This is a genomic window from Bradyrhizobium sp. CB1015 (genome assembly GCF_025200925.1).
GTDB lineage: Bacteria > Pseudomonadota > Alphaproteobacteria > Rhizobiales > Xanthobacteraceae > Bradyrhizobium.
The window spans coordinates 5,157,951-5,183,864 of the sequence record NZ_CP104174.1 but is presented as its reverse complement, the minus strand read 5'-3'; the positions used below and the strand labels follow the sequence as shown (position 1 = coordinate 5,183,864).

Below are 25,914 nucleotides of genomic sequence, written 5' to 3'. Positions count from 1 at the left end.
TGCTCGCACGTCCGGCTACGCCGCCGCGATGTCCATCCTGCGGCAGAAGCAGGATGCCTTGATCGGCACCTCCGCCCGCGACTGGGCGAGGTCAAGTCGCTGCTTGATCAGCGGCCTCTCGGCATTGTCGCCACGCCGCATGAGACATTCGTGCAAGCCGTGAAGCGACCACAGATTATCGGGATGCTGGCAGGCCCGGCTCAGCTTTCCGTCGAGGCCGAGATCGGAACGGTACACCGCCTCGGCTTCCTCGATTCGTCCCTGCTCCAGCAGCAGAGCGCCGAGCGCGTGACGCGGTGGCTGCATCCATCCCCACGGCTCATCATAGGGCAGGGCGTCGCTGAGCGCGACGGATCTGCGCAGCTCAGCGAACGCAAAGTCGTAGTTGGCTTTGCGATATTCCAGTTCGCCATTCAACATGGCTTCGGCCACGCCGAGCAGGGCGACGACCTTGTTGTTGTGCACGAGCCGGCTCTCCGGCACGCGCGTCTTCGCCTGTGCGAACAACGCTTTCTCGGTTTCGGCCTCAGTGACATGGCCAAGCGCCGAATGAGCCACCGCCTTGGCGTAGTGGATCATCGCCGTCACCGAGCAGTATAGCTGCCGATCCTCCGGCAGCTGTTGAGCAATGATGTCGTGCCATTTGCCGAAACGCACGAGAACATGCTGCTTCATCGTCAAATAGCCTTCCAGGAAGTCCGCCATGGGGGGCGATTGAATGCGCAGCACCGGCTCGGGCACGGTGGCAATGAGTTCCTCGGCCGCTGCGATCGCGGGGGCGTATTGACCCAGGAACATCGCGCCGTAGATGGCGAAGTGGAAGTTGTGGATGACATAGACCAGGTAGACACCCGGATCGTCCGAATAAGCGAGGAACCTGCGGTCGGTCGCCAGAGCCTTCTGATTGTAGAGCAGGACGTCGTTGTACTGCCCGCACAGCACGTCTAGATGCGTCGGCATGTGGATCAGATGGCCGCACTCGGGGGCGATCCCGCGCAGCCGGTCGCCAGCCCGCATCGCCCGTTGCGGGAAGGGCGACATCTCCATGAGGTGGACGTAGAGATGAAGCAGCCCCGGATGATTCCACGCAGCCGGCCATCGATCGAAAGCTTGTTCGAGCACGGCCCTGCATTCCTCGGTGCCGGCGCCCTTGGTGGGTTCTCCAGACTCGAGGTCCCACATCAGCCACGGCGTCTCGTTCATGATCGATTCGGCAAAGATGGCTCGGACCTCGAGATCGTCGGGATACGTGGCGAAGACCTTTCGCATCTCTCGCGTGAAGGCCTTGTCCCACGGGGCCATGTCCTCGATCGCTTCGCGCTGCGGATAGCGCGCCGACAAGGCGCGGATCAGCGCTTGCTCGACCGGGCTGGCCTTATCCGCCTGCGCGAGCGCGTCCTGCGTCGCATCGTATGACGTCGCGAGCGCCAATTGACGGCCTTGCGCGTCGTAGCGGACCCAGGGCAGGTTGTAGTTGGGACCCGCGGCGTAGCCGATGCCCCAATGCGCCATGGCGCAGCTGCTATCGAACTCGAGCGCCTTGCGAAAACATTTGATCGCCTCGCCGTGGTTGAATCCGAACACCCAGTTGAGCCCTCGGTCGAACCAGAGCTGCGCATCAGGCGAAGTCGTGGTGATTTTGCGGCTGTAGGGTCCGAGATCAAAATAGGTCATTGCCTTCGCCCCCTTTGATCGCTTCGGTCGTTTCGCCGATTGCTCTCGGACCGTCGGCGGCTGATACCCCCGGTCCGAGCCTGCACATTATCAAGAGCGCCGGCCCCGCGCTATCGAGCCATGCGCCAAACGCCATGAGGGGCCCCCGGGTGAGGCTCAAGACAGAGTTGTGGCCAGCGGGTATAACCGCCGCTCCTGTCAGGGAGGAGCATGAATGATCTACGAAATGCGCCAGTATCGTTGCGTGCCAGGCCGCCTGCCGGCCTTGCTCAAGCGGTTCGAGACCGCCACGCTCAAGATCTGGGAGAAGCACGGTATCAAGCAGGCCGGGTTCTTCACCACCCTGATCGGCGAATCCAACCAGGAGCTGACCTATTTCCTCGCCTGGGACTCGCTTGCCGAGCGCGAGACGAAGTGGGGCGCGTTCATGACCGATCCGGACTGGATGAAGGCGCGCGCCGAGAGCGAAGCCGACGGCCAGATCGTTGCCAACATCGTCAGCCAGATCCTGGCGCCGACCGCCTTCTCGGCGGTGAAGTAGCGGGCGGCGGGCGGGCAGGTAACCCTGGCGCAACCCTGATATTCGAACGCTCCCGGGCGAATGGGGTTGATCCGACCCTCATGGCGGCTATGGTCGCGCCGAAACGAGGGATTTGCCTTGAGCTCTTCGACGTCAGCGGCGCCGGTCGTCACCATCGGCAAAGTCAAATTCGGCAATGATCTGCCGATCTCGGTCATTGCGGGACCCTGCCAGCTCGAGAGCCGCCAGCATGCGCTGGAGGTGGCCTCCGCGCTGAAGGAGATCGCGGCGCGGCTTAACATCGGCCTCGTCTACAAGACCTCGTTCGACAAGGCCAACCGCACCAGCGCGGCGGCGGCGCGCGGGCTGGGCCTTGCCCAGTCGCTGCCGATTTTCGCCGAGATCCGATCTTCGCTCGGCCTGCCGGTGCTGACGGACGTGCACGAGGCCACCCAATGCGCCGAGGTGGCGCAGGCGGTGGACATCCTGCAAATCCCGGCCTTCCTGTGCCGGCAGACCGATCTGCTGCTGGCGGCGGCTGCGACCGGCAAGGTCGTCAACGTCAAGAAGGGCCAGTTTCTGGCGCCCTGGGACATGGCCAACGTCGTGACCAAGATCACGAGCGCGGACAATCCGAACGTGCTCGTCACCGAGCGCGGCGCCTCGTTCGGCTACAACACGCTCGTCTCGGACATGCGCGCGCTGCCGATCCTGGCGCGCACCACCGGCGCGCCCGTCATCTTCGACGCCACCCATTCGGTGCAGCAGCCGGGCGGGAAGGGCACGTCCTCGGGCGGCGAGCGCGAATTCGTGCCGGTGCTGGCGCGCGCGGCTGTCGCAGTCGGCGTTGCCGGCGTCTTCATCGAGACCCATCCCGATCCCGATCGCGCGCCTTCCGACGGCCCCAACATGGTGCCACTGCGCGAGTTCGAGGGGCTTATCGCCCGGCTGATGGCGTTCGACGCACTGGCTAAGAATACGTCAAAGAGCACCACGCGCTGATGCACCAGCCTGTGAACAGGCCGTCGTCCGACCAGAAATTTCCGCCTGCGATCAACATCATTGCGCTCGCCGGCTTCTCGGCCGCGCTGTCGACGCGCGCGCTCGATCCCGTCCTGCCGCATGTCGCGGATGATTTCGCCATCAGCATCACGACGGCGGCGAGCATCGCGGCCGGTTTCGCCCTGATCTACGCGCTGGTTCAGCCGGCGATTGGAGCTGCCGCCGATCTGTTCGGCAAGGCGCGATTGATGACGGCGTGCCTGGCGCTGCTCGGCGTCGCCTGCATCCTCGGCGCGCTTGCCACCTCCTTCTCGGGCCTGTTCGCAAGCCGCATCCTGGCCGGCATCGCCGCGGGCGGCGTGTTTCCGGTCGCGCTTGGCCTCACCGCCGATCTCGTTGCGCCGGCCAAGCGGCAGGTTGCGATCGGGCGCACGATGGCGGGCTCGATGACCGGCAATCTGCTCGGCTCATCCGCCAGCGGAATCATCGGCGATTTCATCGGCTGGCGCGGCGTGCTCGTGATCCTCGGCGCGCTTGGGCTGATCGCGGCCGCGGCCGTTGCGGCGGGGTTTCGCGGGGCTGCGCTGACAGCACCGCCGAAGACGGATTTCAGGACGTTGCGGCAGGGCTATCGCACGATCTTCTCCAATCCGAACACGCGCTACAGCTATTCGGCCGTGTTCGTCGAAGGTTGCTGCGTGTTCGGCCTGTTTCCCTTCATCGCCGCGTTCCTGTTCGATCTCGGCGAGAAATCGCTGTCGATCGCGGGCATCGTGATCGCTGGATTTGCGGTCGGCGGGTTGCTCTACACGCTCACCGTCTCGCGCATGCTGCCGCGGCTCGGCGTCAAGGGCATGATGATCGCGGGCGCGTGCCTCGTGGCGTTGCAGCTCGGCGCGCTCGCTTTCGGTCCCGGCTGGCAGCTGCAATTTGCCAGCATGCTGGCGATGGGCTGGGGCTTCTACATGATCCATGGTTGTCTGCAGGTGTTCGCCAGCGAGCTGTCGATCGGGGCGCGGGCGACCGCGATGTCGCTGCATTCGTTCTTCTTCTTCATGGGGCAGACGGTGGGGCCGCTCGCCTACGGCTTCGGACTGCAGCATGGCGGCAAGGTGCCGACATTGCTCGCAAGCGCCGCGATCATGGTGGTGCTGGGCCTCGTCTGCGCGCGGCTGCTCAAGCAGCGTGCACCGTCCGATGCGCTGGCCTGACAGGTGGCGACACGATGCATGTCCGGTTGGATCGCTGGACTGGGTGGAGGAGGCTAGCTCACGCAGTTCTTGCGATACTCGGCCGGCGTGATGTTCATGTGTCTGCGGAAAATCCGATTGAGATGGCTTTGATCGGAAAATCCGCTCAAGAGCGCAATCTCTTTCAGGGCGAGCCGATCCTTGCGCAAATGTTGGCAGGCGCGCTCCACCTTGCGGCTCAGGACATAGGCATGCGGCCGCATGCCATAGTGCACTTGGAACTTGCGCGCGAACTGCACGGGCGAGCAGTTGCAGATATTGGCTAGCTCCTCGAGCGTGATGTTGCTGGAGATGTTCTGTTCGACATAGTCCTCGATCAGCCTTGCATGCGCTGGCCTGAAGCGCCCCTGCGAACAGGGCAGCTTGAATTCCACCGAGGCATATTTTCGCAAGATGTGCACGCTCGCCTGAAGTGCCAGCGCATCGTAGCAGAGCCGGCCGCCCGGACCGCCTTCGGACACTTCCTGCACCATTCGGTCGCCGATCCAGGTCAGCACCGGATCTTCGATCCTGAGCAGATCGTGGAGTTCGACGCCTTCTGAGTCGCGGTCGAATGCCTCGCTCGCGGTCTTCGTCATCAGGCTCGGCGAGATGTAGAAATGGCTGACTTCGAGGTCATTGCTCCAGCGCCAGTTCGAAGGCTCCGCACGTGTCAGCAGGGTTGTGACGCCGCGTCCGACGTGATCCTGCTTCCAGGCGCCGGTCACACGGCGGTTCATCGACGTGGTGCCTTCGCGATAGACGACGATCAGGAAATTCTCCGACGGCGGCACCCAGATGTCGGACGGCGCATAGCGGAAGACGCGCAGCCGAAAGTCAGTCTTGCCCACCGCGGAACTGTCCAGCATCAATTGGCCGGGAGCGTAGCGTGGCAGTTCCTCGACCGTGATGAATTGGCCCATCGCCCGAGACTCCTTCCCTGAATTCTAAGGCGCGGTTGACCGCTTCTGCTTCTCATTGGCCGAACGGCGGAGACGAGCATAAGCCGGTTTTGCCATTTGCCAAGCGAGCCGCGTTGCCGAACTGCAGTGCCGGTAAGGGAGGGCGGCTTCGTTCAAAGAATTGTCAGATTTGTTCAAGCTCCAGCCGCCGGAATACTCATAGCTTTCCGCTGTCCCGCACTGATGGGATCAACAATGACGCACTGCACCACCATCCGATCGCATGACGGGTGGGGAAGGGCTTGCGCACCCAAAAACCACCGAGGAGGAAAAAAATGGCGGAAGCCGTGACCAAATCCAATGGAAGCAACGGTTCGCATGGAACCGCGAGGTTCGATGCCCTGGTTGTCGGAGCCGGCGTCGCCGGGCTCTATCAACTCTATCGTCTGCGCGAGCAGGGATTGAGCGTCAGGGGGATCGACGCCGCGTCAGGCGTCGGCGGCACCTGGTATTGGAATCGATATCCCGGCGCGCGCTTCGACTCCGAGGCCTATATCTACCAGTATCTTTTCTCGGAGGAGCTCTACAAGGGTTGGAGCTGGAGCGAGAAATTTCCGGGCCAGCCCGAAATCGAACGCTGGATGAACTACGTCGCCGACCGTCTCGATCTGCGCAAGGACATCCAGTTCAGCACGACGGTCAAGAGCGCGCATTTCAACGAGGCCACGCAGCGCTGGCTGGTCACGACCGACCGGGGCGACGTGATCGACACCCAGTTTCTAGTCACCTGCTGCGGCATGCTGTCGGCTCCCTACGTATCGTTTCCGGGGCAGGAGACTTTCAAGGGCCAGTTGTTCCATACGGCGCGCTGGCCGAAGCAGCCTGTCGACCTCGCAGGCAAGCGCGTCGGAGTCATCGGCAACGGTGCGACCGGCATCCAGGTCATCCAGACGATCGCCGGCGATGTCGGCCATCTCAAGGTGTTCATCCGCACGCCGCAATACATCATCCCGATGAAGAATCCGAAATTTGGAGCCGCGGAAGTCGAGGACTACAAGTCGAGGTTCAAGTCGCTCACCGAACGCCTGCCGCGCACCTTCACCGGCTTTGAATACGACTTCGAGCACGCCTGGGCGGACCTCACGCCGGAGCGCCGCCGCGCGGTGATCGAGGCTTGCTGGAATGACGGTTCGCTGAAGCTCTGGATATCCTCGTTCGCCGAGCTGTTCTTCGACCCGGAGGTCAATGCCGAGATCTCCGAATTCGTGCGCGGGAAGATGCGCGAGCGGCTCGGGGATCCGAAACTGTGCGATGCGTTGATTCCTGCCGAATATGGGTTCGGAACGCACCGTGTACCGCTCGAGCAGAACTTCCTCGAGGCCTTCCATCGTCCCAACGTCGAGATCGTCAGCGTCAAGAGCAATCCGATCGATCGCGTGACGCCCACGGGTATTCAGACCGCTGACGGTACGGTCCATGAGCTGGATGTCATTATCCTTGCAACCGGCTTCGACGCCGGCACCGGTGCCTTGACGCGCATCGATATCAGGGGCCGGGGCGGCCGATCGCTGAGGGAGGACTGGGGCAGGGACATCCGCACCACGATGGGCCTGCAGGTTCACGGCTATCCCAACCTGTTCACGACCGCCGTTCCGCTCGCTCCGTCGGCCGCGCTGTGCAACATGACCACCTGCCTGCAGCAGCAGGTCGAATGGATAGATGACTGCATCAAGTACATGCGCAGCAAGGACCTGAAGGTGATCGAGCCGACAAAGGACGCCCAGGACGGCTGGGTGGCCCATCACGACGAGATCGCGAACGCAACGCTGATCGCGAAAACCAATTCCTGGTACCTGGGCTCGAACGTCGAAGGCAAGCCGCGCCGTGTTCTGTCGTACTGCGGCGGCGTCGGCGCGTATCGGCAGAAATGCGACGAGGTCGCGGTGAACGGTTACGAGGGCTTCGCGATGCAATGAGCGCTCGCGATGCGAGCATCGACCACATCAATCAATCCAGCACGGGAAGGACGATCATGATCAAGAATTTTGGCGCGACGGCAGATGCCGTTCTCGACGGCGTCGTCACATCGACGCCGCGCGTGCCCGGCGTTGTCGCAATGGTGACGGACCGCCGGCGCAACATCTATGAAGGCGCGGCCGGCAAACGCCGGCTCGATCAGCCGGCCGACATGACCACCGACAGTGTCTTTGCCATTTTCTCCACGACCAAGGCGATTACCGGCACGGCCGTTCTGCAACTCATCGAGGAGGGCAAGCTCGATCTCGATGCGCCCGCGAAGCGCTACGCGAACGAGATCGGAAAGCTGCAGGTAATCGAGGGCTTCGATGCAGCGGGCGAGCCGATCCTGCGTGCACCGAAGCGCGATATTACCACGCGCATGCTGATGACCCACACGGCGGGCCTCAGCTACGATTTCATCAACCACATCTATAACCGACTGGCCCAGGAAAAGGGGCAGCCCAGCGTGATCACCGCGACCAAGGCCTGCCTGATGACCCCGCTGCTGTTCGATCCCGGCGAGCGCTGGGACTATGGGACAAATCTCGACTGGTGCGGCCAGATCGTCGAGGCCATCACGGGCAAGCGACTCGGTGAAGTCTTCAAGACGCGCATCTTCGAACCGCTCGGGATCAAGGACATGACCTTCGAGCTGACCGACGCGATGCGCCAGAAACTGGCCGGCATCCACGCGCGAAACGCCGACGGGTCGCTGACGCCGATGGATTTCGAGCTTCCGGCAAAGCCCGAAGTCCATATGGGCGGCCACGGCCTGTACGGCACGGTCGGCGACTACATGCGTTTCATCCGCATGTGGCTGAATGACGGGGCTGGCGAGCACGGCCGCGTGCTGAAAGCCGAAACCGTCCGGATGGCGGAAAAGAACCATCTGGGCGACAGGAAGGTGACGCCGATCACGGGTGTCATCCCGTCGCTGTGCAACGACGCGGAATTCTTTCCGGGCCAATCCAAATCCTGGGCGCTGAGCTTCATGATCAACGACGAGGAAGCCCCGACGGGACGTCCCGCCGGCGCGCTGGGCTGGGCCGGGCTTGCCAACCTGTTCTACTGGATCGATCGGCAGAACAACGTCGGCGGGTTCTGGGCCACCCAGATTCTGCCCTTCGGCGATCCGACATCGTTCATCGGCTATATGAACTTCGAGACGGCGTTCTACCAGAGCCTGAGGCAGCGCTTGGCAAGCTAGGACCGTGATGCGAGAGCGGCCTCGTCGCTGTCGGCCGAGGCCGTTTTCTCTCGATGGTCAAACGTGACCGAGCTTTGCATAAGCCCCCGCGACAATATAGAACCCCTAGCCCACGACAGCGGGGTTCAGCGCCTGAACCTCCCGGCGCGGGCCAAAGGCCACGGCGACGAGTTGCATGGCGGCAAGGTGCCGACATTGCTCGCAAGCGCAGCGATCATGGTGGTGCTGGGCCTGCTCTGTGCCCGCCTGCTGCGGCAGCGGGCGCTGTCAGATGCCCGCGTCTGAGGGCGCGTCCCGGAGAAGCGCCCTTTCAAAAAGCTTCGCGAGGTGCCTTGTGGAGCTCAGGCGCCCGCGTGGGCTCCCTGCCAGAGGTCAAGCACCTCGTGACGCGTAATGCCACGGGTGATGAACACGATGCGCGAACGGCGGTCGGCATGGGGCCATTTTGCAAGCGCCACCGGCGGATGGAAGACGTGGTGGATGCCATGGACGGCGACCGGCGTCGCTTCATCGCGAAGATTCAAGATGCCCTTGACCCGCAAGAGGTCCTCTCCCCGGCTGGCGCGCAGATGCGCGAGCCAGCGCGATACGGCCATCCAGTCAAGAGGATCGTCGAATGCGATCATGAAGCTAAGGATCGATGCATCGTGGCCGTGATGCTCGTGATGGGCATGACCGTCATCGTGATGATGGCCGCGCTCATGCGCCGCCTTGGCGACGCGGAGAGCGACATCAAGCCGGGCGATGCGATCATGTTCCACACCGGCTGGGGCTCCCTGTGGATGAAGAACAATGATCGCTTCAATAGCGGCGAGCCTGGAATCGGCCTCGATGCCGCGAAGTGGATCATCGAGAAGGATCTCGCGCTGACTGCGGCTGACACTTGGGCGGTCGAAGTGGTGCCCAATCCCGACAAGTCGCTCGCCTTCGTGGTTCACGCCGAATTGCAGACCAAGCACGGCATTCTCAACCACGAGAACCTGATCTTTGACGAGTTGATTGCCGACAAGAAGTACCAGTTCGTCTACTGCTTCACGCCAGCGCCGATCAAAGGCGCTACCGGCAGCAATGGCTGTCCGATCGCGATCACCTGACGCGGACAAAAAAAGGGTGGGCGGGACGTCCCCGCCCACCATGCGAAGGGCCGCCCAAATCATCCCCGCCCCGATAGGGCGCGACTCCAGCGGGCATCGCTCCCCACCACGACACCGTCGGCCCGGTATACATGGCACACGAATTGCTTCGATTCTGGGCAAATCGAGGTGTGAGACCGTGGACGTCCAGACCAGCCATTCGGCCAGCGCAGCCGGTACGCACCGTTCGACCGGATATCTCACCAAGCCGCCGCTGCGGCGTTTCCTGGCCGATTGCCACGCCGAATTCCGGACCGACAATTCCGGCGAGCTTGCCGACTACATTCCCGAGCTGAAGCGCGCCAATCCCGATCATTTCGGCATCGCGCTCGTCACCATCGACGGCCATGTCTACGAGGTCGGCGACAGCGAGGTGCCGTTCACGATCCAGTCGGTGTCCAAAGCCTTCGTCTTCGCGCTGGCGCTGGAGATGGTCGGCGAGGCGCGCGTCTCGGCCACGATCGGCGTCGAGCCGAGCGGTGAGGCCTTCAACTCGATCCGCCTCACCAACGACAACCGCCCCTTCAACCCCATGGTCAATGCCGGCGCCATCGCCTGCTCGGGCCTGATCTATGAGGTCGAAGGGAAGGGAGCCTTCGAGCGCGTCCGCGCCAAGCTCAGCGCGTTCGCCGGCCGCGAGCTCGGCGTCGACGAGGCCGTGCACACCTCGGAGACCGCGACCGGCAACCGCAACCGGGCGATTGCCTGGCTGCTGCGGAATTACGCGGTGCTGCCCGACGAAGTCGATGCAGTGCTCGACGTCTATTTCCGCAATGCGCGATCCTGGTCACCGCGCGCGATCTCGCGGTGATGGCGGCAACGCTCGCCAATCGCGGCATCAATCCGGTGACGGGCGTGCAGGTGATCACGCCGCACATCGTCGCGCGCACGCTCTCGGTGATGACGAGCTCGGGCATGTACGACTATGCCGGCGAGTGGACCTATCGCGTCGGCATTCCCGCCAAAAGCGGCGTCGGCGGCGGCATCGTCGCGGCGTTGCCCTCGCAGCTCGGGCTCGGCACCTTCTCGCCGCTGCTCGACAACCATTTCAACAGCGTGCGCGGCCTGAAGGTCTGCGAGGCGCTGTCGGCGCGGTTCGACCTGCACATGCTCAACCGCAACGCAGACGTCCGCACCAGCATCATGGCGGATTACGACGTCTACGGCATCTCCTCGCGCCGCAGCCGCCAGCCGCACGAGCAGCAGATCCTCGACGAACGCCACAGCGACATCCGCGTGCTCGAGCTGGTCGGCGCGATGAATTTCGCCACGATCGACTACGTTACCAGAAGGCTCACCAGCGAGCCGCCGAACGCGCCGCTGCTGATCATCGACTTCCGCCGCGTTCCCGACATCACCGCGGCCGGCGCCGAGCTGCTCGGCGATACGCTGACTGCGCTCGGCAATGCCGGCGTCACCACCATTCTGTCCGGCTTCGAGGGCACCTCCGCGGTGTGGAGCGCGATCGCCGCACGCACCGCCGAGCCGCGCCGGCTGCGCCGCTTCGCGCTGCTCGACGATGCCATCGAATGGGCCGAAGACCAGGTGATCTACCGCTTCGGCGGCTTCACCGACCTCAAGCAGAGCGCACATCTGGGCGAGCAGGCGCTGCTCGCCGAGCTCGGCGCGGAGGAGATCGCCGCCATCATCAAGCTGTCGACCACGCGGCATTACGCGGCCGGCCAGCGCATCATCGCGGCCGGCGAGCCCGCCAATTCGCTGTTCTTTCTCCAGAGCGGCATGGTCAGCGTGAAGCTGCGCAGCGGCGTGCGACTCGCCTCGCTGGGCCCCGGCATGGAATTCGGCGAGATGGCGATCCTGGAGCAAAGCCGTAGCGCCGACGTCTTCGCAGACACGCCCGTCACCTGCCTCGAACTGCCACTCGACAGCTTTGCCGATTACCGCCGGCTGCACCCGGAAACGTCGTTGAAGATCATGCGCAACCTCGCCGCCATCCTGGCACGGCGGCTGGTGCTGGCGAATGCCAAGGTGGACTTGCTGAGCGCGTATTGAGGCGCACTGAGAGACGCGTTATTTGGCCCCGCCAGCCGGAATAGGCTCCATCCCGCTCGCGATGATCGCCTCGCGCGCGGCGGGGGAGGCGAGGAAGTTTATCAAGGCGCGGCCGGCCTCTGGCTCCTTCGCGCCCGTCGCAATTCCAGCCGAGAAGATCGTGATCTTCTGCAATTCGTCCGGCAGCGGCCCGACGATGTCGATGCCCTTGACGGGCTTCAATTCGCTGATCTGCTGAAAGCCGAGTTCGGCCTCGCCGTGCGCGACGATCTCGCCGACAGGCGTTGCCGGAATCTTGCGCGCCTTGTCCTTCATGGCCTCAGTGATGCCGAGCTTGTCGAACATCTCGGTCGAGACATAGACGCCGCTGGCGCTGTCGGAATAGGCGATCGTCTTCGCCGCCAGCAGCGCGCGCTTGAGGGCATCGGCCGAGCTGATGTCCGGCTTCGGCGCGCCCGATTTCACCGCGATTCCGATCGGCGACCTCGTGAGATCGACCTGGCTACCGGCCACGACCTTGCCTTTGCTCGCGAGGTCGCTCAGGGCATAGCCCACCATGATCAGGACGTCGGCCGGCTCGCCGCGCTCGAGCCGGACGGGAATCGCGTTCGCGGTCGTTCCCATCGACGGCCCATATTCCGTGAGCACCTTGTTGCCACTGGCCTTCTCGAATTCCGGCACGAGCGCCTTGTAGGCCGCCGTCAGCCCGCCCGAAATCATCACCCGCACCTCGGCGGCATCCGACGATGTGCCGGTCAGCAACAGCACGCCGAGGACGCCCAGCACAAAATTACGGAATGTTGCCGAGATTGATCTCATCGTCTTCGTCTCCAACCAGAGCATGATCCGGAAAAGTGTGAAGCGGTTTTCCGAAAAGATCATGCTCAAACAACAACCTAAAGCGCGATGACGATTCATCCTCATCGCATCGCGCTTTAGCCCCGTCCGCGATAAGGCGCGACGCCTTGCTCGGGCACCCACAGGCCTTTCGGCACACGGCCGGTCTGCCAGAACACGTCGATCGGGATGCCGCCGCGCGGATACCAATAGCCGCCGATGCGCAAGAATTTCGGCTTGATCTCGGAAGCGATGCGCTTGCCGATCATCACGGTGCAGTCCTCGTGGAAGGCGCCGTGGTTGCGGAAGCTCGCGATGTAGAGCTTGAGCGATTTCGACTCCAAGAGCCACGCCCCCGGCGCGTAGTCGATCATCAGATGCGCGAAATCCGGCTGGCCCGTGACCGGGCAGAGCGAGGTGAATTCTGGCACGGTGAAGCGTACCAGATAATCCGTGCCCTTTTGCGGATTGGGCACGCGGTCGAGCTGGGCTTCTTCCGGCGTGTGCGGCCACTCAACCGCACGGCCGAGCTGGAGGGATTTTTTCGCCATCGTCGTCAACATCCTTTTTCGGATGCCGGGATGGACGCAAATGCCGCTGCCGTCAACCAGCGGCGATCGTCTGGATCATGACGATGCGGTCGTTGCCGGACTCGCAGCCCCACAGCTCGCCCGGACGGCCGTCGAGCTGGCGGACGTTGGCATTTGCCTTGTCGCTGACGAAGACGTTGAACCGCTCAGTGGCGGGATCGAAGCGCACGATGGCATTGGCGGAGAAATCGGTCAGCCAGACCTTGTCCTTGTCGTCGACGTACACGGCATAGGCGCGGGGACGTTCGCCCGGCAGCTTCCAGGTCTTCCAGGAGCCGTCGGCGGGATCATGCACCGAGACGTGGCCGCTGTTCCACTCGCTGACCCAGATCCGGCCCCTCGAATCCGACCAGACGCGCCGCGCGCCCTGGTTGGGTGTCGGCGGCTCGACCACGGTCGCATTGCCGCCTGCGCGGTCGATCTTCGCGATATGGCTGCCGGCGAGGGAGGCGTACCAGACATCGCCCTTGGGCGTGACCGTGATGCCGTAGGGGCCGACCCCCTTCGGCGCCTTGAACACATTCATTTCTCCGGTCTTCGGAGACAGCCGCCCGTAATAGCCGGATTGCCCGGTGAACCAATAGGTGCCGTCGTTGTCGAACACGCCGGTGTTGAGATTGGCGGAGGTGAACTTTTCCGGCAGGCGGAACAGCGTGACGCTGAGGTCGGAAGGGTCGACCCGCGCGATCGCGTTCTGGCCGCCTTCGGTGATCCAGGGGGCGCGGTCGGGGCCGATGGTCACACCGTGCGGGGCGGCGCCCTGGCCGAGACTGACCGTCTTGAAACGGCCATCCCGGGGATCGAGCCTGCCGAGCAGGCCCTTGCCCTGGGCGGTGAACCAGACCGTGCCATCAGAGGCGGGCGTGAGATCGTGCAAGCCAATGCCGGCGCTGATCGGGAAATATTTCGTCCGGAACGGGGCCTCCTGCGCAAGACTTGGGCGGGTGGCAAGGACGGCGGCGCTCGAAGCAAGAAACTGGCGGCGATTCATGGCGTTACCTCGGCTTCTTGGGATTGAGGATGGACGCGCAGACCCAGCGTTCTCAAGTTTAGTCTTGGGTGCTTCACGCGTCAGCCGAAGCGGTGCGTCCAAGCGTTCACATTTGCTTGCGGCCCGTGTAAGACCCGCGGCACCGATCAGCCCTAACGAACGGAAGTGGACATCATGACCGCCATCATCGACATCATCGGCCGCGAAATTCTCGATAGCCGGGGCAATCCCACCGTCGAGGTCGATGTCGTGCTGGAGGACGGCGCGCTCGGCCGCGCCGCGGTGCCCTCCGGCGCCTCCACCGGTGCCCATGAGGCCGTGGAACTGCGCGACGGCGACAAGGCCCGCTATCTCGGCAAGGGCGTGACCAAGGCGGTCGGCGCCGTCAACGGCGAGATCTTCGAGGCCCTGAGCGGCCTCGACGTCGAGCAGCAGGCCCAGATCGACCAGATCATGATCGACCTCGACGGCACGCCGAACAAGAGCCGGCTCGGGGCCAACGCCATTCTCGGCGTTTCGCTGGCCTGCGCCAAGGCGGCCGCGAACTCGCTCGACATGCCGCTCTATCGTTACGTCGGCGGCACCTCGGCGCGCCTGTTGCCGGTGCCGATGATGAACATCATCAATGGCGGCGTGCACGCCGACAACCCGATCGACTTCCAGGAATTCATGATCCTGCCGGTCGGCGCATCGTCGTTCGCCGAAGGTCTGCGCTACGGTGCGGAAGTCTTCCACACGCTGAAGTCCGAATTGAAGAAGGCCGGCCACAACACCAATGTCGGCGACGAGGGCGGCTTCGCCCCGAACCTGCCGTCGGCGGACGCCGCGCTCGATTTCGTCATGAACGCGATCGGCAAGGCCGGCTTCAAGGCGGGCACCGACATCATGCTCGGCCTCGACTGCGCCTCGACCGAGTTCTTCAAGGACGGCAAATACGTCTATGAGGGCGAGGGCAAGACCCGCTCGATCTCAGAGCAGGCCAAATACCTCGCCGATCTCGTCTCGCGCTATCCGATCGTGACGATCGAGGACGGCATGTCGGAGGACGACATGGACGGCTGGAAGGAGCTCACCGACCTGATCGGCAAGAAGTGCCAGTTGGTCGGCGACGACCTCTTCGTCACCAACGTCAAGCGCCTCGCCGAAGGCATCAAGACCGGCCGCGCCAACTCGATCCTGATCAAGGTCAACCAGATCGGCACGCTGACCGAGACGCTCGCCGCCGTCGAGATGGCGCACAAGGCCGGCTACACCTCGGTGATGTCGCACCGCTCCGGCGAGACCGAGGATTCCACCATCGCCGACCTCGCGGTCGCGACCAATTGCGGTCAGATCAAGACCGGCTCCCTTGCAAGGTCCGACCGCACCGCCAAATACAACCAGCTCCTGCGCATCGAGCAGCAGCTCGGCAAGCAGGCGCTCTATGGCGGCAGGGCGGCACTGAAGGCGCTGGCGTAAGCCGGCGTCTCGATCCGCGCGAACAGAAGGACAGGGGAGGATCGACATGAGTGACGGCAAGACCGGACTGGAACTGCGTTCGCTGCTCAAGAAGAGCGGCGAGCTGGAATTGTCTCTCGTGACGGTCCCGACGCCAGAGCCGGCCGACGATGAGGTCGTGGTTCGCGTCGAGGCCACCCCGATCAACCCGTCCGACCTCGGGCTCCTGATCGGGCCGGCCGACATGTCGGCCGCCAAGGTCTCCGGCACCAAGGAGATGCCGGTCATCACCGCCACGATGCCCGAGGCGGCGATGCGGATGATGGCGGCGAGATTCGATCAGTCGCTGCCAGTCGGCAACGAGGGCGCCGGCACGGTGATCCGGACCGGATCGTCGGACGCGGCGAAGGCCCTGCTGGGCAAGACGGTATCGATGATCGGCGGCGCGATGTACACGCAGTACCGCGTGCTCAAGGTCCGCGACGTCATGGAGCTGCCGCCGGGCACCACGGCTGCCGACGGCGCCTCCTGGTTCGTCAATCCGCTGACCGCGCTCGGCATGACCGAGACGATGCGGCGGGAGGGCCACAAGGCGCTCGTGCACACGGCCGCCGCCTCCAATCTCGGCCAGATGCTCAACAAGATCTGCATCAAGGACGGCATCGGCCTCGTCAACATCGTCAGGAACAAGGAGCAGGCCGACATCCTGCACAAGATCGGCGCCAAATACGTCGTCGATTCCAGCGCGCCTGATTTCATGGACGATCTCACCAACGCGCTGGTCGAGACCGGCGCCACGATCGCTTTTGATGCCATCGGCGGCGGCAAGCTGGCGAGCCAGATCCTGACCGCGATGGAAATCGCGGCCAACAAGACCGCGAAGGAATACAGCCGCTACGGCTCCAACGTGTACAAGCAGGTCTACATCTATGGCAGCCTCGACACCCGGCCGACGGAGCTGAACCGCTCGTTCGGCCTGAGCTGGGGCGTCGGCGGCTGGCTGCTCACGCCATTCCTTCAGAACATCGGTCCGGCCGAGATCGGCCGCCTGCGCCAGCGCGTGGCATCCGAGCTGAAGACCACCTTCGCCAGCCATTACACCAAGGTGGTGTCGCTCGCCGAGGCGCTCGATCCCGCCAATATCGCGGTCTACGCCAAGCGGGCCACCGGCGAAAAATTCCTCATCAACCCGAACAAGTGATCGCTTCGGTCGGTTATCGAGACACATCAGGCCGCCGCTTGGCGGCCTGATTGCTTTTGATCGTGGTCTGGACGGAGCGCCAACGGACCCATTTCCAGAAACGCTGCGTTTCCAAATCGGACCAGTTCATGCACTTGCATCTATCGGTCCGGATGGCTTAAGTGCTGTCCGGCATTCACGCTCAAGCCTTCAAGGACCCTCAATGGCCTATAATATCGTCACGATCGCTGGCAGCCTGCGCAAGGACGGCTTCTCGCTCAAGATCGCCAATGCGCTCGCCAAGCTCGCGCCTGCCTCGCTCAAGCTCGAGGTGATCACGCCGGCGGGCATCTCGTTCTTCAATCAGGACCTCGAGGGCGCGCCGCCCGCGGACTGGCTCGCCTTCCGCGACAAGCTCCAGAAGTCGAACGGCGTCCTGTTCGTCACGCCCGAATACAACCGCTCGATTCCGGGCGTCCTGAAGAACGCCATCGACGTCGCCTCGCGGCCTTATGGCAAGAGCTCATTCCTCGGCAAGCCGGTCGGCATCATCTCCAACTCGCCGGGGCCGCTCGGCGGCGTCAGCGCGGCCAAGCATCTGCAGACCATCCTGCCTGGCATTTCCGGTCCGATTCTTCAGCAGCCGGAAATCTATCTCAATGGCGTCGGCGATGCCTTCGATGCGGACGGCAACCTGACCAAGGACTCCCTCAAGACGGTGCTGCAGCAATACATCGATGCCTTCGCCGCGCATGTGGCGAAGAATCAGGGCTGAGCACTCACTCTCTCCGTCATGGCCGGGCTTGACCCGGCCATCCACGTCTTTGCCGACCTCACCGAAGAACGTGGATGCCCGGGACAAGCCCGGGCATGACGATTGGCGTCTTGAGAGAGGGCAATTAGCACTCCCTTAACCAACCTGTCCCATCTTCCGAAGATGGTCTCCCGCGCGCGCCTGAAATCGATCCTGACCGGCCTTGCCCTCTATGCGATGGCGGCGGCGATCGTCGGCTATTTCGGCGTCAACGCCTACACCGGCAAATACGGTCTCAACGCCCGCCAGGAGCTCGACCAGGAGATCATCGCGCTGACCAGCGAGCTGGCTCAGCTCAAGCGCGAGCGCGCCAGGAGCGAACAACGGGTGTCGCTGCTGCGGTCCGAGAAGATCGACCCGGACATGCTGGACGAGCGCGCGCGCTTCCAGCTCGACTATGTCCATCCGCGCGATCTCGTTCGGATGATCCCGGCGAACTAGCCCATCCGCAGCTTCTGAAAGCCAGCAGCGAAAGTCGCTGCTGAAATCCGACCACCGTACCCTTCGCCTCCTGCGAAGGTCGTAACTTCGGAACCGGGCGGTTGCCTTGACGGCGGTGCCGCGGTGGGCTCATGCCTTTGGTGGCGCTCGCTGAAGTTGACGCAGATCAACCGGGCAGCACTGGCGCGTCCTACACTGCTATCCGGAGGAAACTGTGATGAATGGGACAATGCCCCGGCATCACGCGGCCCGCGTTGAGGCCGCCATCGCGTCAGGCCAGGCGGCTCGGTCCGCGCTCGTGGCCTCGTGGCGCCGTTCCTCCCGATTGCATCATCTCGATCCCGGCGGCCACGCCGCGCCGATGCGGCTGACCGAAGCCGAGCTGCAGCGGGCGCGCGAGCGCATCGCGCCGCTTCTGGCGGCCGCGCAGGGCGCGATGGACCGGCTTTATCAGGCCGTCGGCGCTGCAGGCTGCTGTGTGCTGCTCGCCGATTGCGAGGGCGTGCCGGTCGATCGCCGCGGCACGGTGGCGGACGATGCGACGTTTCAATCCTGGGGCCTGTGGACGGGCGCGCTCTGGAGCGAGGAGCATGAGGGCACCAACGGCATCGGCACCTGCCTTGTCGAGCAGCGTCCGCTGACCATCGATCGCGACCAGCACTTCTTTGCCCGCAACACGCTTCTGAGCTGCACCGCCGTTCCGATCTACGACCACGAGGCGGCGCTCGCGGGCGTGCTCGACGTCTCCTCCTGCCGCGCCGACCGCACCGACGCCTTCGCCAGCCTGATCGCGCTCGCGGCGGGCGAGGCGGCCAAGCGGATCGAGGCCGACCTGTTTCGCAAGGTCTTCGCCCATGCCCGCATCGTGCTGACGCAGGCGGCGGACGGAAGCTGCGGCGGCCTCGTTGCGGTCGATGCGGATGATCTGGTGATCGGCGCAACGCGCTCCGCCCGGCTGGCGCTCGGCATCGCGCCCGGCGGTGCGTTGCGGCCGGTGCCCGCGGCCGATCTGCTCGGTGGCGATGCCGCGCACGATCATCTCGCCGGAGGCCAGCGTGCGGTGCTGCAGCGCGCGCTGCTGCGCGCCGGCGGCAATGTTTCCGCCGCCGCCAAGGCCCTCGGCGTCAGCCGCGCCACGCTGCACCGGAAGCTGAAGCGGTTCGAGCTGAACCACTGAGCTGTGCTGTTTACTCGAAACTCCGATCCCGTGCCCCGGACGCAGCGCAGCGCGTCGTCCTTGCGACGTGGTGCGCTGCTGAGCCGGGGCCCATGTCGCCGCATTCTCCTATCTTGCCTGCTGGGTCCCGGCTCTGCGCAGCAACGCCAAAAGCGTTGCAGCGCGTCCGGGACACGATGGTGATGCCGTGTCCATGACCTGTCGCAGAACTGCGACAGGTCCGCTTCGCCATCGCGTCCGCCCGGGCTGACAGAAAACGCCTCCCGCATCATCGTCTGCGCAAGTCGCGAACACGCGACGACAAGCGCAAACAGCAACATCGGGAGTGATCAATGAACAAGGTGGAATTCCTCAGCGTCACCAAAGTTCCCTTTGCCGAACGCTACGACAATTTCATCGGCGGCAAGTTCGTCGCGCCGATCTCCGGGAAATATTTCGACAATGCTTCGCCCCTGACCGGTCAGGTGGTCTGCAAGATCGCGCGGTCCGACGCGCAGGACATCGAGGCGGCGCTCGACGCGGCGCATGCCGCCAAGGCCGCCTGGGGCCGCACCAGTGTCGCCGAGCGCGCCGCGGTCCTGAATCGGATCGCCGACCGCATGGAAGAGAATCTCGAGCGCCTCGCGATTGCCGAGACCTGGGACAACGGCAAGCCGATCCGCGAGACCCGCGCCGCCGACCTGCCGCTTGCGATCGACCATTTCCGCTATTTCGCCGGTGTGGTGCGCGCCCAGGAAGGCTCGATCGGCGAGATCGATCACGACACCATCGCCTATCATTTCCATGAGCCGCTCGGCGTGGTCGGCCAGATCATTCCCTGGAACTTCCCGCTTCTGATGGCCTGCTGGAAGCTCGCGCCGGCGCTGGCCGCCGGCAATTGCGTGGTGCTCAAGCCCGCCGAGCAGACCCCGGCTTCGATCATGGTCTTCGCCGAGATCATCGCCGACCTGCTGCCGGCAGGCGTGCTCAACATCGTCAACGGCTTTGGCCTCGAGGCCGGCAAGCCGCTGGCGTCGAGCCCCCGCATCGCCAAGATCGCCTTCACCGGCGAGACCACGACGGGCCGGCTGATCATGCAATATGCCAGCCAGAATCTCATCCCTGTGACGCTGGAGCTCGGCGGCAAGTCGCCGAACATCTTCTTCAAGGACGTCACGGCCGAGGACGACGATTTCTTCGACAAGGCGATCGAGGGCTTCGTCATGTTCGCGCTGAACCAGGGCGAGGTCTGCACCTGTCCGAGCCGGGCGCTGGTCCACGCCGACATCTACGACCGCTTCATGGAGCGGGCGCTCAAGCGCGTCGCCGCGATCAAGCAGGGCGACCCGCGTGATGCCACGACCATGATCGGCGCGCAGGCCTCCAGCGAGCAGCTCAGCAAGATTCTCTCCTATATCGACATCGGCAAGCAGGAGGGCGCCAAGGTGCTGGCCGGCGGCGGACGTGCCGATCTCGGCGGCGATCTCGCCGGCGGCTACTACGTCCAGCCGACCGTGTTCGAGGGCCACAACAAGATGCGAATCTTCCAGGAGGAGATTTTTGGCCCCGTCGTCTCGGTCACGACCTTCAAGACCGACGAAGAGGCGCTCGCGATCGCCAACGACACGCTCTACGGCTTGGGAGCCGGTGTCTGGAGCCGCGACGCCAACCGCTGCTACCGCTTCGGCCGGGAGATCCAGGCCGGCCGGGTCTGGACCAACTGCTACCACGCCTATCCCGCCCATGCGGCGTTCGGCGGCTACAAGCAGTCGGGCGTCGGGCGCGAGACCCACAAGATGATGCTCGATCACTACCAGCAGACCAAGAACCTCCTGGTCAGCTACAGCCCGAAGAAGCTCGGCTTCTTCTGATCGGGTCGGACAGGGCGGCGCCGCTTCGGCGCCGTCCGCTCCGAATGTCGGGATTGGCGCACGCTCCGTTCTTGATCCGGTCACGAATCTGCGCACGCCATGGCGTGCATAGATTTGTTGCCTGATCAGCGCCAAAGATTTTCCAATATTTCGATCACGCTGCAGTGCGGCATAATGAAAGTCGTGCCATGCCGCCGCGGTGCTTTCCAAGGGCGTTTGACTTGGGTTAGAGAGGGCGAAAGTTTTCTCTGACCCGGAATTCCCATGGCCGCACCCAAGAAAGCCGCCGCAAGCGCTCCACAGGACAAGACCGACGGCGGTTCGCCCCCGGAATTCACCAGGGAGCAGGAGCTCAAGGCGCTCCGCGACATGCTCCTGATCCGGCGGTTCGAGGAAAAGGCCGGCCAGCTCTACGGCATGGGCGCCATCGGCGGCTTCTGCCACCTCTATATCGGCCAGGAGGCCGTGGTGGTCGGCATGCAGATGGCCCTGAAAGAGGGCGATCAGGTCATCACCGGCTATCGCGACCACGGTCACATGCTTGCGACCGGCATGGACGCCAACGGCGTGATGGCCGAGCTCACGGGACGCCGCGGCGGCTATTCCAAGGGCAAGGGCGGCTCCATGCACATGTTCAGCAAGGAGAAGCACTTCTACGGCGGCCACGGCATCGTCGGCGCCCAGGTCTCGCTCGGCACCGGTCTCGCCTTTGCCAACCACTATCGCGGCAACGGCAATGTCAGCGTCACCTATTTCGGCGACGGCGCGGCCAACCAGGGCCAGGTCTATGAGAGCTTCAACATGGCCGAGCTCTGGAAGCTGCCGGTGATCTACGTCATCGAGAACAACCGCTACGCCATGGGCACCTCCGTCTCGCGCGCCTCGGCGCAGCAGGATTTCTCCAAGCGCGGCGTCTCCTTCAACATCCCCGGCAAGCAGATCGACGGCATGGACGTCCGCGCCGTGAAGGCGGCGGGCGAGGAGGCGGCGGCCTGGTGCCGTGCCGGCAAGGGTCCCTACATCCTGGAGATGCAGACCTACCGCTATCGCGGCCACTCGATGTCCGATCCTGCAAAATATCGCACACGCGAGGAGGTCGAGAAGGTTCGCCACGACCAGGACCCGATCGAGCAGGTGCGCAATCGCCTGCTCGCCGCCAAGGTCAGCGAGGCCGATCTGAAGGCGATCGACGCCGAGGTGCGCGACATCGTCAACGCGTCCGCCGATTTCGCCCAGCATGATCCCGAGCCGGATGCCGCCGAGCTCTGGACCGACGTGTACCGCTGAACGCGCGCAAGCTTTCTTTGGAGAAGACATGCCAATTCAAGTGCTGATGCCCGCGTTGTCGCCCACGATGGAGAAGGGCAACCTCGCCAAATGGCTGAAGAAAGAGGGCGAGCCGATCAAGTCGGGCGACGTCATCGCCGAGATCGAGACCGACAAGGCGACCATGGAGGTCGAGGCGACCGACGAGGGTACGCTCGGCAAGATCCTGATCCCCGAGGGCACTGCCGACGTCGCCGTCAATACCCCGATCGCGACCATCCTCGCCGACGGCGAGAGCGCGGCTGATCTCGCCAAAGCACCCGCAGCGGCCGCGAAGGCCGCGGAGTCCGCGCCGCCCGCCGCAGCAAAGGCCGAGGCGCCTGCGCCGAAGGCCGCGCCTGCTCCGCAGGCCGTTGCCGAGCCCGATCCGGAAGTGCCCGCCGGCACCGAAATGGTGACGCAGACCATCCGCGAAGCGCTGCGCGATGCCATGGCCGAAGAGATGCGCCGTGACGCGGACGTGTTCGTGATGGGCGAAGAGGTCGCCGAATATCAGGGCGCCTACAAGGTGACCCAGGGCCTGCTTCAGGAGTTCGGCGCCAAGCGCGTGATCGATACGCCGATCACCGAGCATGGCTTCGCCGGCGTCGGCGTCGGTGCGGCGATGACCGGCCTCAAGCCGATCGTCGAGTTCATGACCTTCAACTTCGCCATGCAGGCGATCGACCAGATCATCAACTCCGCGGCCAAGACGCTCTACATGTCGGGCGGCCAGATGGGCTGCTCGATCGTGTTCCGCGGACCGAACGGCGCGGCCGCGCGCGTCGCCGCCCAGCACAGCCAGGACTATTCGGCCTGGTACTCCCACGTCCCGGGCCTCAAGGTCGTCGCCCCGTATTCGGCTGCCGATGCCAAGGGCCTGCTCAAGGCCGCGATCCGCGATCCCAATCCGGTGATCTTCCTCGAGAACGAGGTGCTGTACGGCCACACCGGCGAAGTGCCCAAGCTCGACGACTTCATCATCCCGATCGGCAAGGCACGCATCGTTCGCGCCGGCAGCCACGTCACCATCATTTCCTGGTCGAACGGCATGACCTATGCGCTCAAGGCCGCCGACGAGCTTGCCAAGGACGGCATCGAGGCCGAGGTGATCGATCTGCGCACGCTGCGGCCGATGGACACTGAGACCATCGTCAATTCGGTCAAGAAGACGGGCCGCGCCGTGACGGTGGAAGAGGGCTGGGCCCAGAGCGGCGTCGGCGCCGAGATCGCCGCACGCATCATGGAGAACGCATTCGACTATCTCGACGCGCCGGTGACACGCGTGTCCGGCAAGGACGTGCCGATGCCCTATGCCTCGAACCTGGAGAAGCTCGCGCTGCCCTCGGCGGCTGAAGTCGTCGAGGCCGCCAAAGCCGTCTGCTACAGGTAGACCATGGCGGGCCCCAAGGAGCAGCCACTTCCGCCCGACGTCATGACCCGCGACGACGCGGTCGAGATCCTGCGCGTGTTCGTGCTGGATGGCGGGCTGTCGATGGCATTCCAGCGCGCCTTCGAGGAGCCCGATATGTGGGGCCTCTTACTCGTCGATCTCGCCCGCCACGCCGCGCGCGCCTATGCGCGCGAGAGCGAATACACCGAGGAGGACGCGCTGAACCGGATCCTCGACATGTTCCAGGCCGAGATCGAGCGTCCCACCGACACCGGCACCACCACGCCGCGCGGCAAGGGGCACTGACCATGGCGATCGAATCCTATCATTACGATTTCATGCTCGAGGCGATCCGCGAGGCGGAAGCCTCGATCGCGCAGGGCGGGCTGCCGATCGGCGCGGTGCTGACGCGCGACAACAAGATCATCGCCCGCGGCCACAACAACCGCGTGCAGGAGAACAATCCCATTCTGCACGGGGAGATGAGCTGCCTGCGTGAGGCCGGCGCGATTTCGTTCCACGACACCGTCATGTACACGACGCTGTCGCCATGCTCGATGTGCGCCGGCGCGCTCGCGCTGTTCAAGGTCAAGCTGGTGGTGATCGGAGAGTCCATCACTTTCCCCGGCTCCAAGGACATCCTCGACAAGTTCGGCATCCCCTGGATCGACCTTGCCGACGACCGCTCCATCACCATGATGAAGAATTGGCGTTCCATCCCTGCCAATGAGCGCCTGTGGCAGGGCGACATCGGCAACTAAACCCGGTCTGTTCGTCTTCGCTGTCGAAAGACGACGTTTTGCAAAGTTCTTCTTGAGGTCAGCATGCCCATCAACATCCTGATGCCCGCTCTCTCGCCGACGATGGAGAAGGGCAACCTCGCCAAGTGGCTGAAGAAGGAGGGCGACAAGGTCAAGTCCGGCGACGTCATCGCCGAGATCGAGACCGACAAGGCGACCATGGAGGTCGAGGCGATCGACGAGGGCACGATCGCCAAGATCCTGGTGCCCGAGGGCACGCAAGACGTTCCGGTCAACGACGTGATCGCCGTGCTCGCCGGCGAGGGCGAGGACGTGAAGGCCGCAGGGAGTGCAAAGCCCAGCGCTTCGGCCGCCCCGCCCAAGGCTGCGCAAGCTCCCGCGGCCGCACCGGCCCCTGCGCCTGCGCCGGCGGCGCCCAAGGCCGCGGCGCCGCCCGCCGCAGCACCCGCGCCGCAGGCCGCAGCTCCGGCCGCCCAGGCCAATGGTCATGGCGGCCGCGTGTTCTCATCGCCGCTTGCGCGCCGCCTTGCCAAGGAAGCCGGCATCGATGTCGGCATGGTCACCGGCACCGGCCCGCACGGCCGCGTGGTCGCGCGCGACGTCGAGCAGGCCAAATCCGGCAAGGGCCTCAAGGCACCCGCCGCGGCGCCGTCAGGCGCGCCGGCGATTGCGCCGACCATGTCGGACAAGCAGATCCTGTCGCTGTTCGAGCCGGGCTCCTACGACATTGTCCCGCATGACGGCATGCGCCGCACCATCGCGCAGCGCCTGACTGCGTCGATCCAGAACGTCCCGCACTTCTATCTCACCATCGACTGCGACATCGGCAAGCTGCTCGCCGCGCGTGAGGAGATCAATGCGGCTGCGCCCAAGGACAAGGAGAAAAAGCCGCTCTACAAGATTTCGGTCAACGACTTCGTCATCAAGGCGATGGCGGTGGCGCTGCAGAAGATCCCGAACTGCAACGTCAGCTGGACCGAAAGCGGCATGGTCAAGCACCATCATTCCGACGTCGGCGTCGCGGTGGCGATGCCGGGCGGACTGATCACGCCGATCATCCGCAAGGCTGAGACCAAGACGCTGTCGACCATCTCCAACGAGATGAAGGACTTTGCCGCGCGCGCACGTTCCCGCAAATTGAAGCCCGAGGAATATCAGGGCGGCACCACCGCCGTCTCCAACCTCGGCATGTACGGCATCAGCCACTTCACTGCCGTGATCAATCCGCCGCATGCGACCATCCTCGCGGTCGGCACCAGCGAGGAGCGTCCCGTGGTGCGCGGCGGCAAGATCGAGATCGCGCACATGATGAGCGTGACCCTGTCCTGCGATCATCGCGCCATCGACGGCGCCCTTGGCGCCGAGCTGATCGGCGCGTTCAAGCAGCTGATCGAAAACCCCGTCATGATGATGGTCTGACGCCGCGGCAGAGGGGGCAA

Annotated in this window: 24 protein-coding genes and 1 pseudogene; 19 read left to right on the top strand and 6 right to left on the bottom strand. The window is 64.3% G+C overall.

Annotated elements, in window-relative coordinates; genetic code table 11:
• Positions 1-15: 15 nt before the first annotated feature.
• A complete protein-coding gene (locus N2604_RS24085; protein ID WP_260370667.1) occupies positions 16-1,674 on the bottom strand; it encodes a hypothetical protein in 1,659 nt (552 codons plus the stop codon).
• 214 nt (positions 1,675-1,888) lie between these two features.
• On the opposite strand from N2604_RS24085, the gene N2604_RS24080 reads away from it, so the two are divergent.
• The 3 genes from N2604_RS24080 to N2604_RS24070 all read left to right on the top strand — a co-directional run bounded on the left by N2604_RS24080 (position 1,889) and on the right by N2604_RS24070 (position 4,407).
• Positions 1,889-2,215, top strand: a complete 327-nt coding sequence (locus tag N2604_RS24080; RefSeq protein WP_260370666.1) for an NIPSNAP family protein — start codon at positions 1,889-1,891, stop codon at positions 2,213-2,215.
• A 117-nt stretch (positions 2,216-2,332) separates the two neighbouring features.
• Positions 2,333-3,196 (top strand): 3-deoxy-8-phosphooctulonate synthase, encoded by an 864-nt coding sequence (gene kdsA / locus N2604_RS24075; protein WP_260370665.1) that lies wholly within the window; start codon positions 2,333-2,335, stop codon positions 3,194-3,196.
• Positions 3,196-4,407, top strand: coding sequence for an MFS transporter (locus N2604_RS24070; RefSeq protein ID WP_260370664.1), 1,212 nt, complete (start codon positions 3,196-3,198; stop codon positions 4,405-4,407). The genes kdsA and N2604_RS24070 overlap by 1 nt, the downstream gene beginning before the upstream one ends.
• Positions 4,408-4,460: 53 nt before the next feature.
• Here the strand turns inward: N2604_RS24070 and N2604_RS24065 are convergent, their stop codons facing one another.
• Positions 4,461-5,348, bottom strand: coding sequence for a helix-turn-helix domain-containing protein (locus tag N2604_RS24065; RefSeq protein ID WP_260370663.1), 888 nt, complete (start codon positions 5,346-5,348; stop codon positions 4,461-4,463).
• A 314-nt stretch (positions 5,349-5,662) separates the two neighbouring features.
• Between N2604_RS24065 and N2604_RS24060 the strand changes: the two genes are divergently transcribed.
• The 3 genes from N2604_RS24060 to N2604_RS24050 all read left to right on the top strand — a co-directional run bounded on the left by N2604_RS24060 (position 5,663) and on the right by N2604_RS24050 (position 8,838).
• Entirely contained in the window at positions 5,663-7,303 is a 1,641-nt protein-coding gene (locus N2604_RS24060; RefSeq protein WP_260370662.1) for an NAD(P)/FAD-dependent oxidoreductase, read from the top strand.
• Positions 7,304-7,359: 56 nt separating this feature from the next.
• Positions 7,360-8,553, top strand: a complete 1,194-nt coding sequence (locus tag N2604_RS24055; protein ID WP_260370661.1) for a serine hydrolase — start codon at positions 7,360-7,362, stop codon at positions 8,551-8,553.
• A 63-nt stretch (positions 8,554-8,616) separates the two neighbouring features.
• Complete coding sequence (locus N2604_RS24050) at positions 8,617-8,838, top strand: hypothetical protein (protein WP_260370660.1); 222 nt, start codon at positions 8,617-8,619, stop codon at positions 8,836-8,838.
• 56 nt (positions 8,839-8,894) lie between these two features.
• Here the strand turns inward: N2604_RS24050 and N2604_RS24045 are convergent, their stop codons facing one another.
• Complete coding sequence (locus tag N2604_RS24045; protein ID WP_260376299.1) at positions 8,895-9,149, bottom strand: GTP-binding protein; 255 nt, start codon at positions 9,147-9,149, stop codon at positions 8,895-8,897.
• Here N2604_RS24045 and N2604_RS39455 point away from each other — a divergent pair.
• Together N2604_RS39455 and glsA are read left to right on the top strand one after the other, a co-directional pair.
• Positions 9,039-9,647 carry a cyclase family protein gene (locus N2604_RS39455; RefSeq protein ID WP_311739665.1) on the top strand — a complete coding sequence of 203 codons (609 nt, stop codon included), beginning with the start codon at positions 9,039-9,041 and terminating at the stop codon, positions 9,645-9,647. The two genes, N2604_RS24045 and N2604_RS39455, sit on opposite strands and share 111 nt — an antisense overlap.
• A 178-nt stretch (positions 9,648-9,825) precedes the next feature.
• Positions 9,826-11,699, top strand: a pseudogene (glsA, locus tag N2604_RS24035) (glutaminase A).
• 18 nt (positions 11,700-11,717) lie between these two features.
• Here glsA and N2604_RS24030 read toward each other — a convergent pair.
• From N2604_RS24030 to N2604_RS24020, 3 genes are all read right to left on the bottom strand, one after another.
• On the bottom strand, positions 11,718-12,518 hold the full coding sequence (locus N2604_RS24030) for a substrate-binding domain-containing protein (RefSeq protein ID WP_260370659.1): 801 nt from the start codon (positions 12,516-12,518) through the stop codon (positions 11,718-11,720).
• A gap of 116 nt (positions 12,519-12,634) precedes the next feature.
• Positions 12,635-13,099 carry a preQ(1) synthase gene (queF, locus tag N2604_RS24025; protein WP_036009878.1) on the bottom strand — a complete coding sequence of 155 codons (465 nt, stop codon included), beginning with the start codon at positions 13,097-13,099 and terminating at the stop codon, positions 12,635-12,637.
• Between the two features lie 40 nt (positions 13,100-13,139).
• Positions 13,140-14,117 (bottom strand): lyase, encoded by a 978-nt coding sequence (locus N2604_RS24020; protein WP_260370658.1) that lies wholly within the window; start codon positions 14,115-14,117, stop codon positions 13,140-13,142.
• A 174-nt stretch (positions 14,118-14,291) separates the two neighbouring features.
• On the opposite strand from N2604_RS24020, the gene eno reads away from it, so the two are divergent.
• From eno to N2604_RS23965, 11 genes are all read left to right on the top strand, one after another.
• Positions 14,292-15,575 carry a phosphopyruvate hydratase gene (eno, locus tag N2604_RS24015; RefSeq protein WP_260370657.1) on the top strand — a complete coding sequence of 428 codons (1,284 nt, stop codon included), beginning with the start codon at positions 14,292-14,294 and terminating at the stop codon, positions 15,573-15,575.
• A gap of 46 nt (positions 15,576-15,621) precedes the next feature.
• Complete coding sequence (locus N2604_RS24010) at positions 15,622-16,755, top strand: zinc-binding dehydrogenase (RefSeq protein WP_260370656.1); 1,134 nt, start codon at positions 15,622-15,624, stop codon at positions 16,753-16,755.
• Positions 16,756-16,957: 202 nt separating this feature from the next.
• Positions 16,958-17,509: an NADPH-dependent FMN reductase gene (locus N2604_RS24005; RefSeq protein WP_260370655.1), complete on the top strand. Its 552-nt coding sequence runs from the start codon at positions 16,958-16,960 to the stop codon at positions 17,507-17,509.
• Positions 17,510-17,671: 162 nt separating this feature from the next.
• Positions 17,672-17,989 carry a septum formation initiator family protein gene (locus N2604_RS24000; protein WP_025036496.1) on the top strand — a complete coding sequence of 106 codons (318 nt, stop codon included), beginning with the start codon at positions 17,672-17,674 and terminating at the stop codon, positions 17,987-17,989.
• Between the two features lie 217 nt (positions 17,990-18,206).
• Positions 18,207-19,166, top strand: a complete 960-nt coding sequence (locus N2604_RS23995) for a GAF domain-containing protein (protein ID WP_260370654.1) — start codon at positions 18,207-18,209, stop codon at positions 19,164-19,166.
• Between the two features lie 332 nt (positions 19,167-19,498).
• Entirely contained in the window at positions 19,499-21,016 is a 1,518-nt protein-coding gene (adh, locus tag N2604_RS23990) for an aldehyde dehydrogenase (RefSeq protein ID WP_260370653.1), read from the top strand.
• A gap of 264 nt (positions 21,017-21,280) precedes the next feature.
• Complete coding sequence (pdhA, locus tag N2604_RS23985; RefSeq protein ID WP_260370652.1) at positions 21,281-22,303, top strand: pyruvate dehydrogenase (acetyl-transferring) E1 component subunit alpha; 1,023 nt, start codon at positions 21,281-21,283, stop codon at positions 22,301-22,303.
• A gap of 28 nt (positions 22,304-22,331) precedes the next feature.
• The gene (locus N2604_RS23980; protein ID WP_260370651.1) at positions 22,332-23,714 is read left to right on the top strand and encodes a pyruvate dehydrogenase complex E1 component subunit beta; all 1,383 of its coding nucleotides are present in this window, start codon (positions 22,332-22,334) and stop codon (positions 23,712-23,714) included.
• A gap of 3 nt (positions 23,715-23,717) precedes the next feature.
• The gene (locus N2604_RS23975; RefSeq protein WP_008547332.1) at positions 23,718-24,020 is read left to right on the top strand and encodes a DUF5076 domain-containing protein; all 303 of its coding nucleotides are present in this window, start codon (positions 23,718-23,720) and stop codon (positions 24,018-24,020) included.
• A gap of 2 nt (positions 24,021-24,022) precedes the next feature.
• A complete protein-coding gene (locus N2604_RS23970; RefSeq protein ID WP_260370650.1) occupies positions 24,023-24,475 on the top strand; it encodes a nucleoside deaminase in 453 nt (150 codons plus the stop codon).
• A 63-nt stretch (positions 24,476-24,538) separates the two neighbouring features.
• Positions 24,539-25,894 (top strand): pyruvate dehydrogenase complex dihydrolipoamide acetyltransferase, encoded by a 1,356-nt coding sequence (locus N2604_RS23965; RefSeq protein ID WP_260370649.1) that lies wholly within the window; start codon positions 24,539-24,541, stop codon positions 25,892-25,894.
• Positions 25,895-25,914 lie beyond the last annotated feature (20 nt).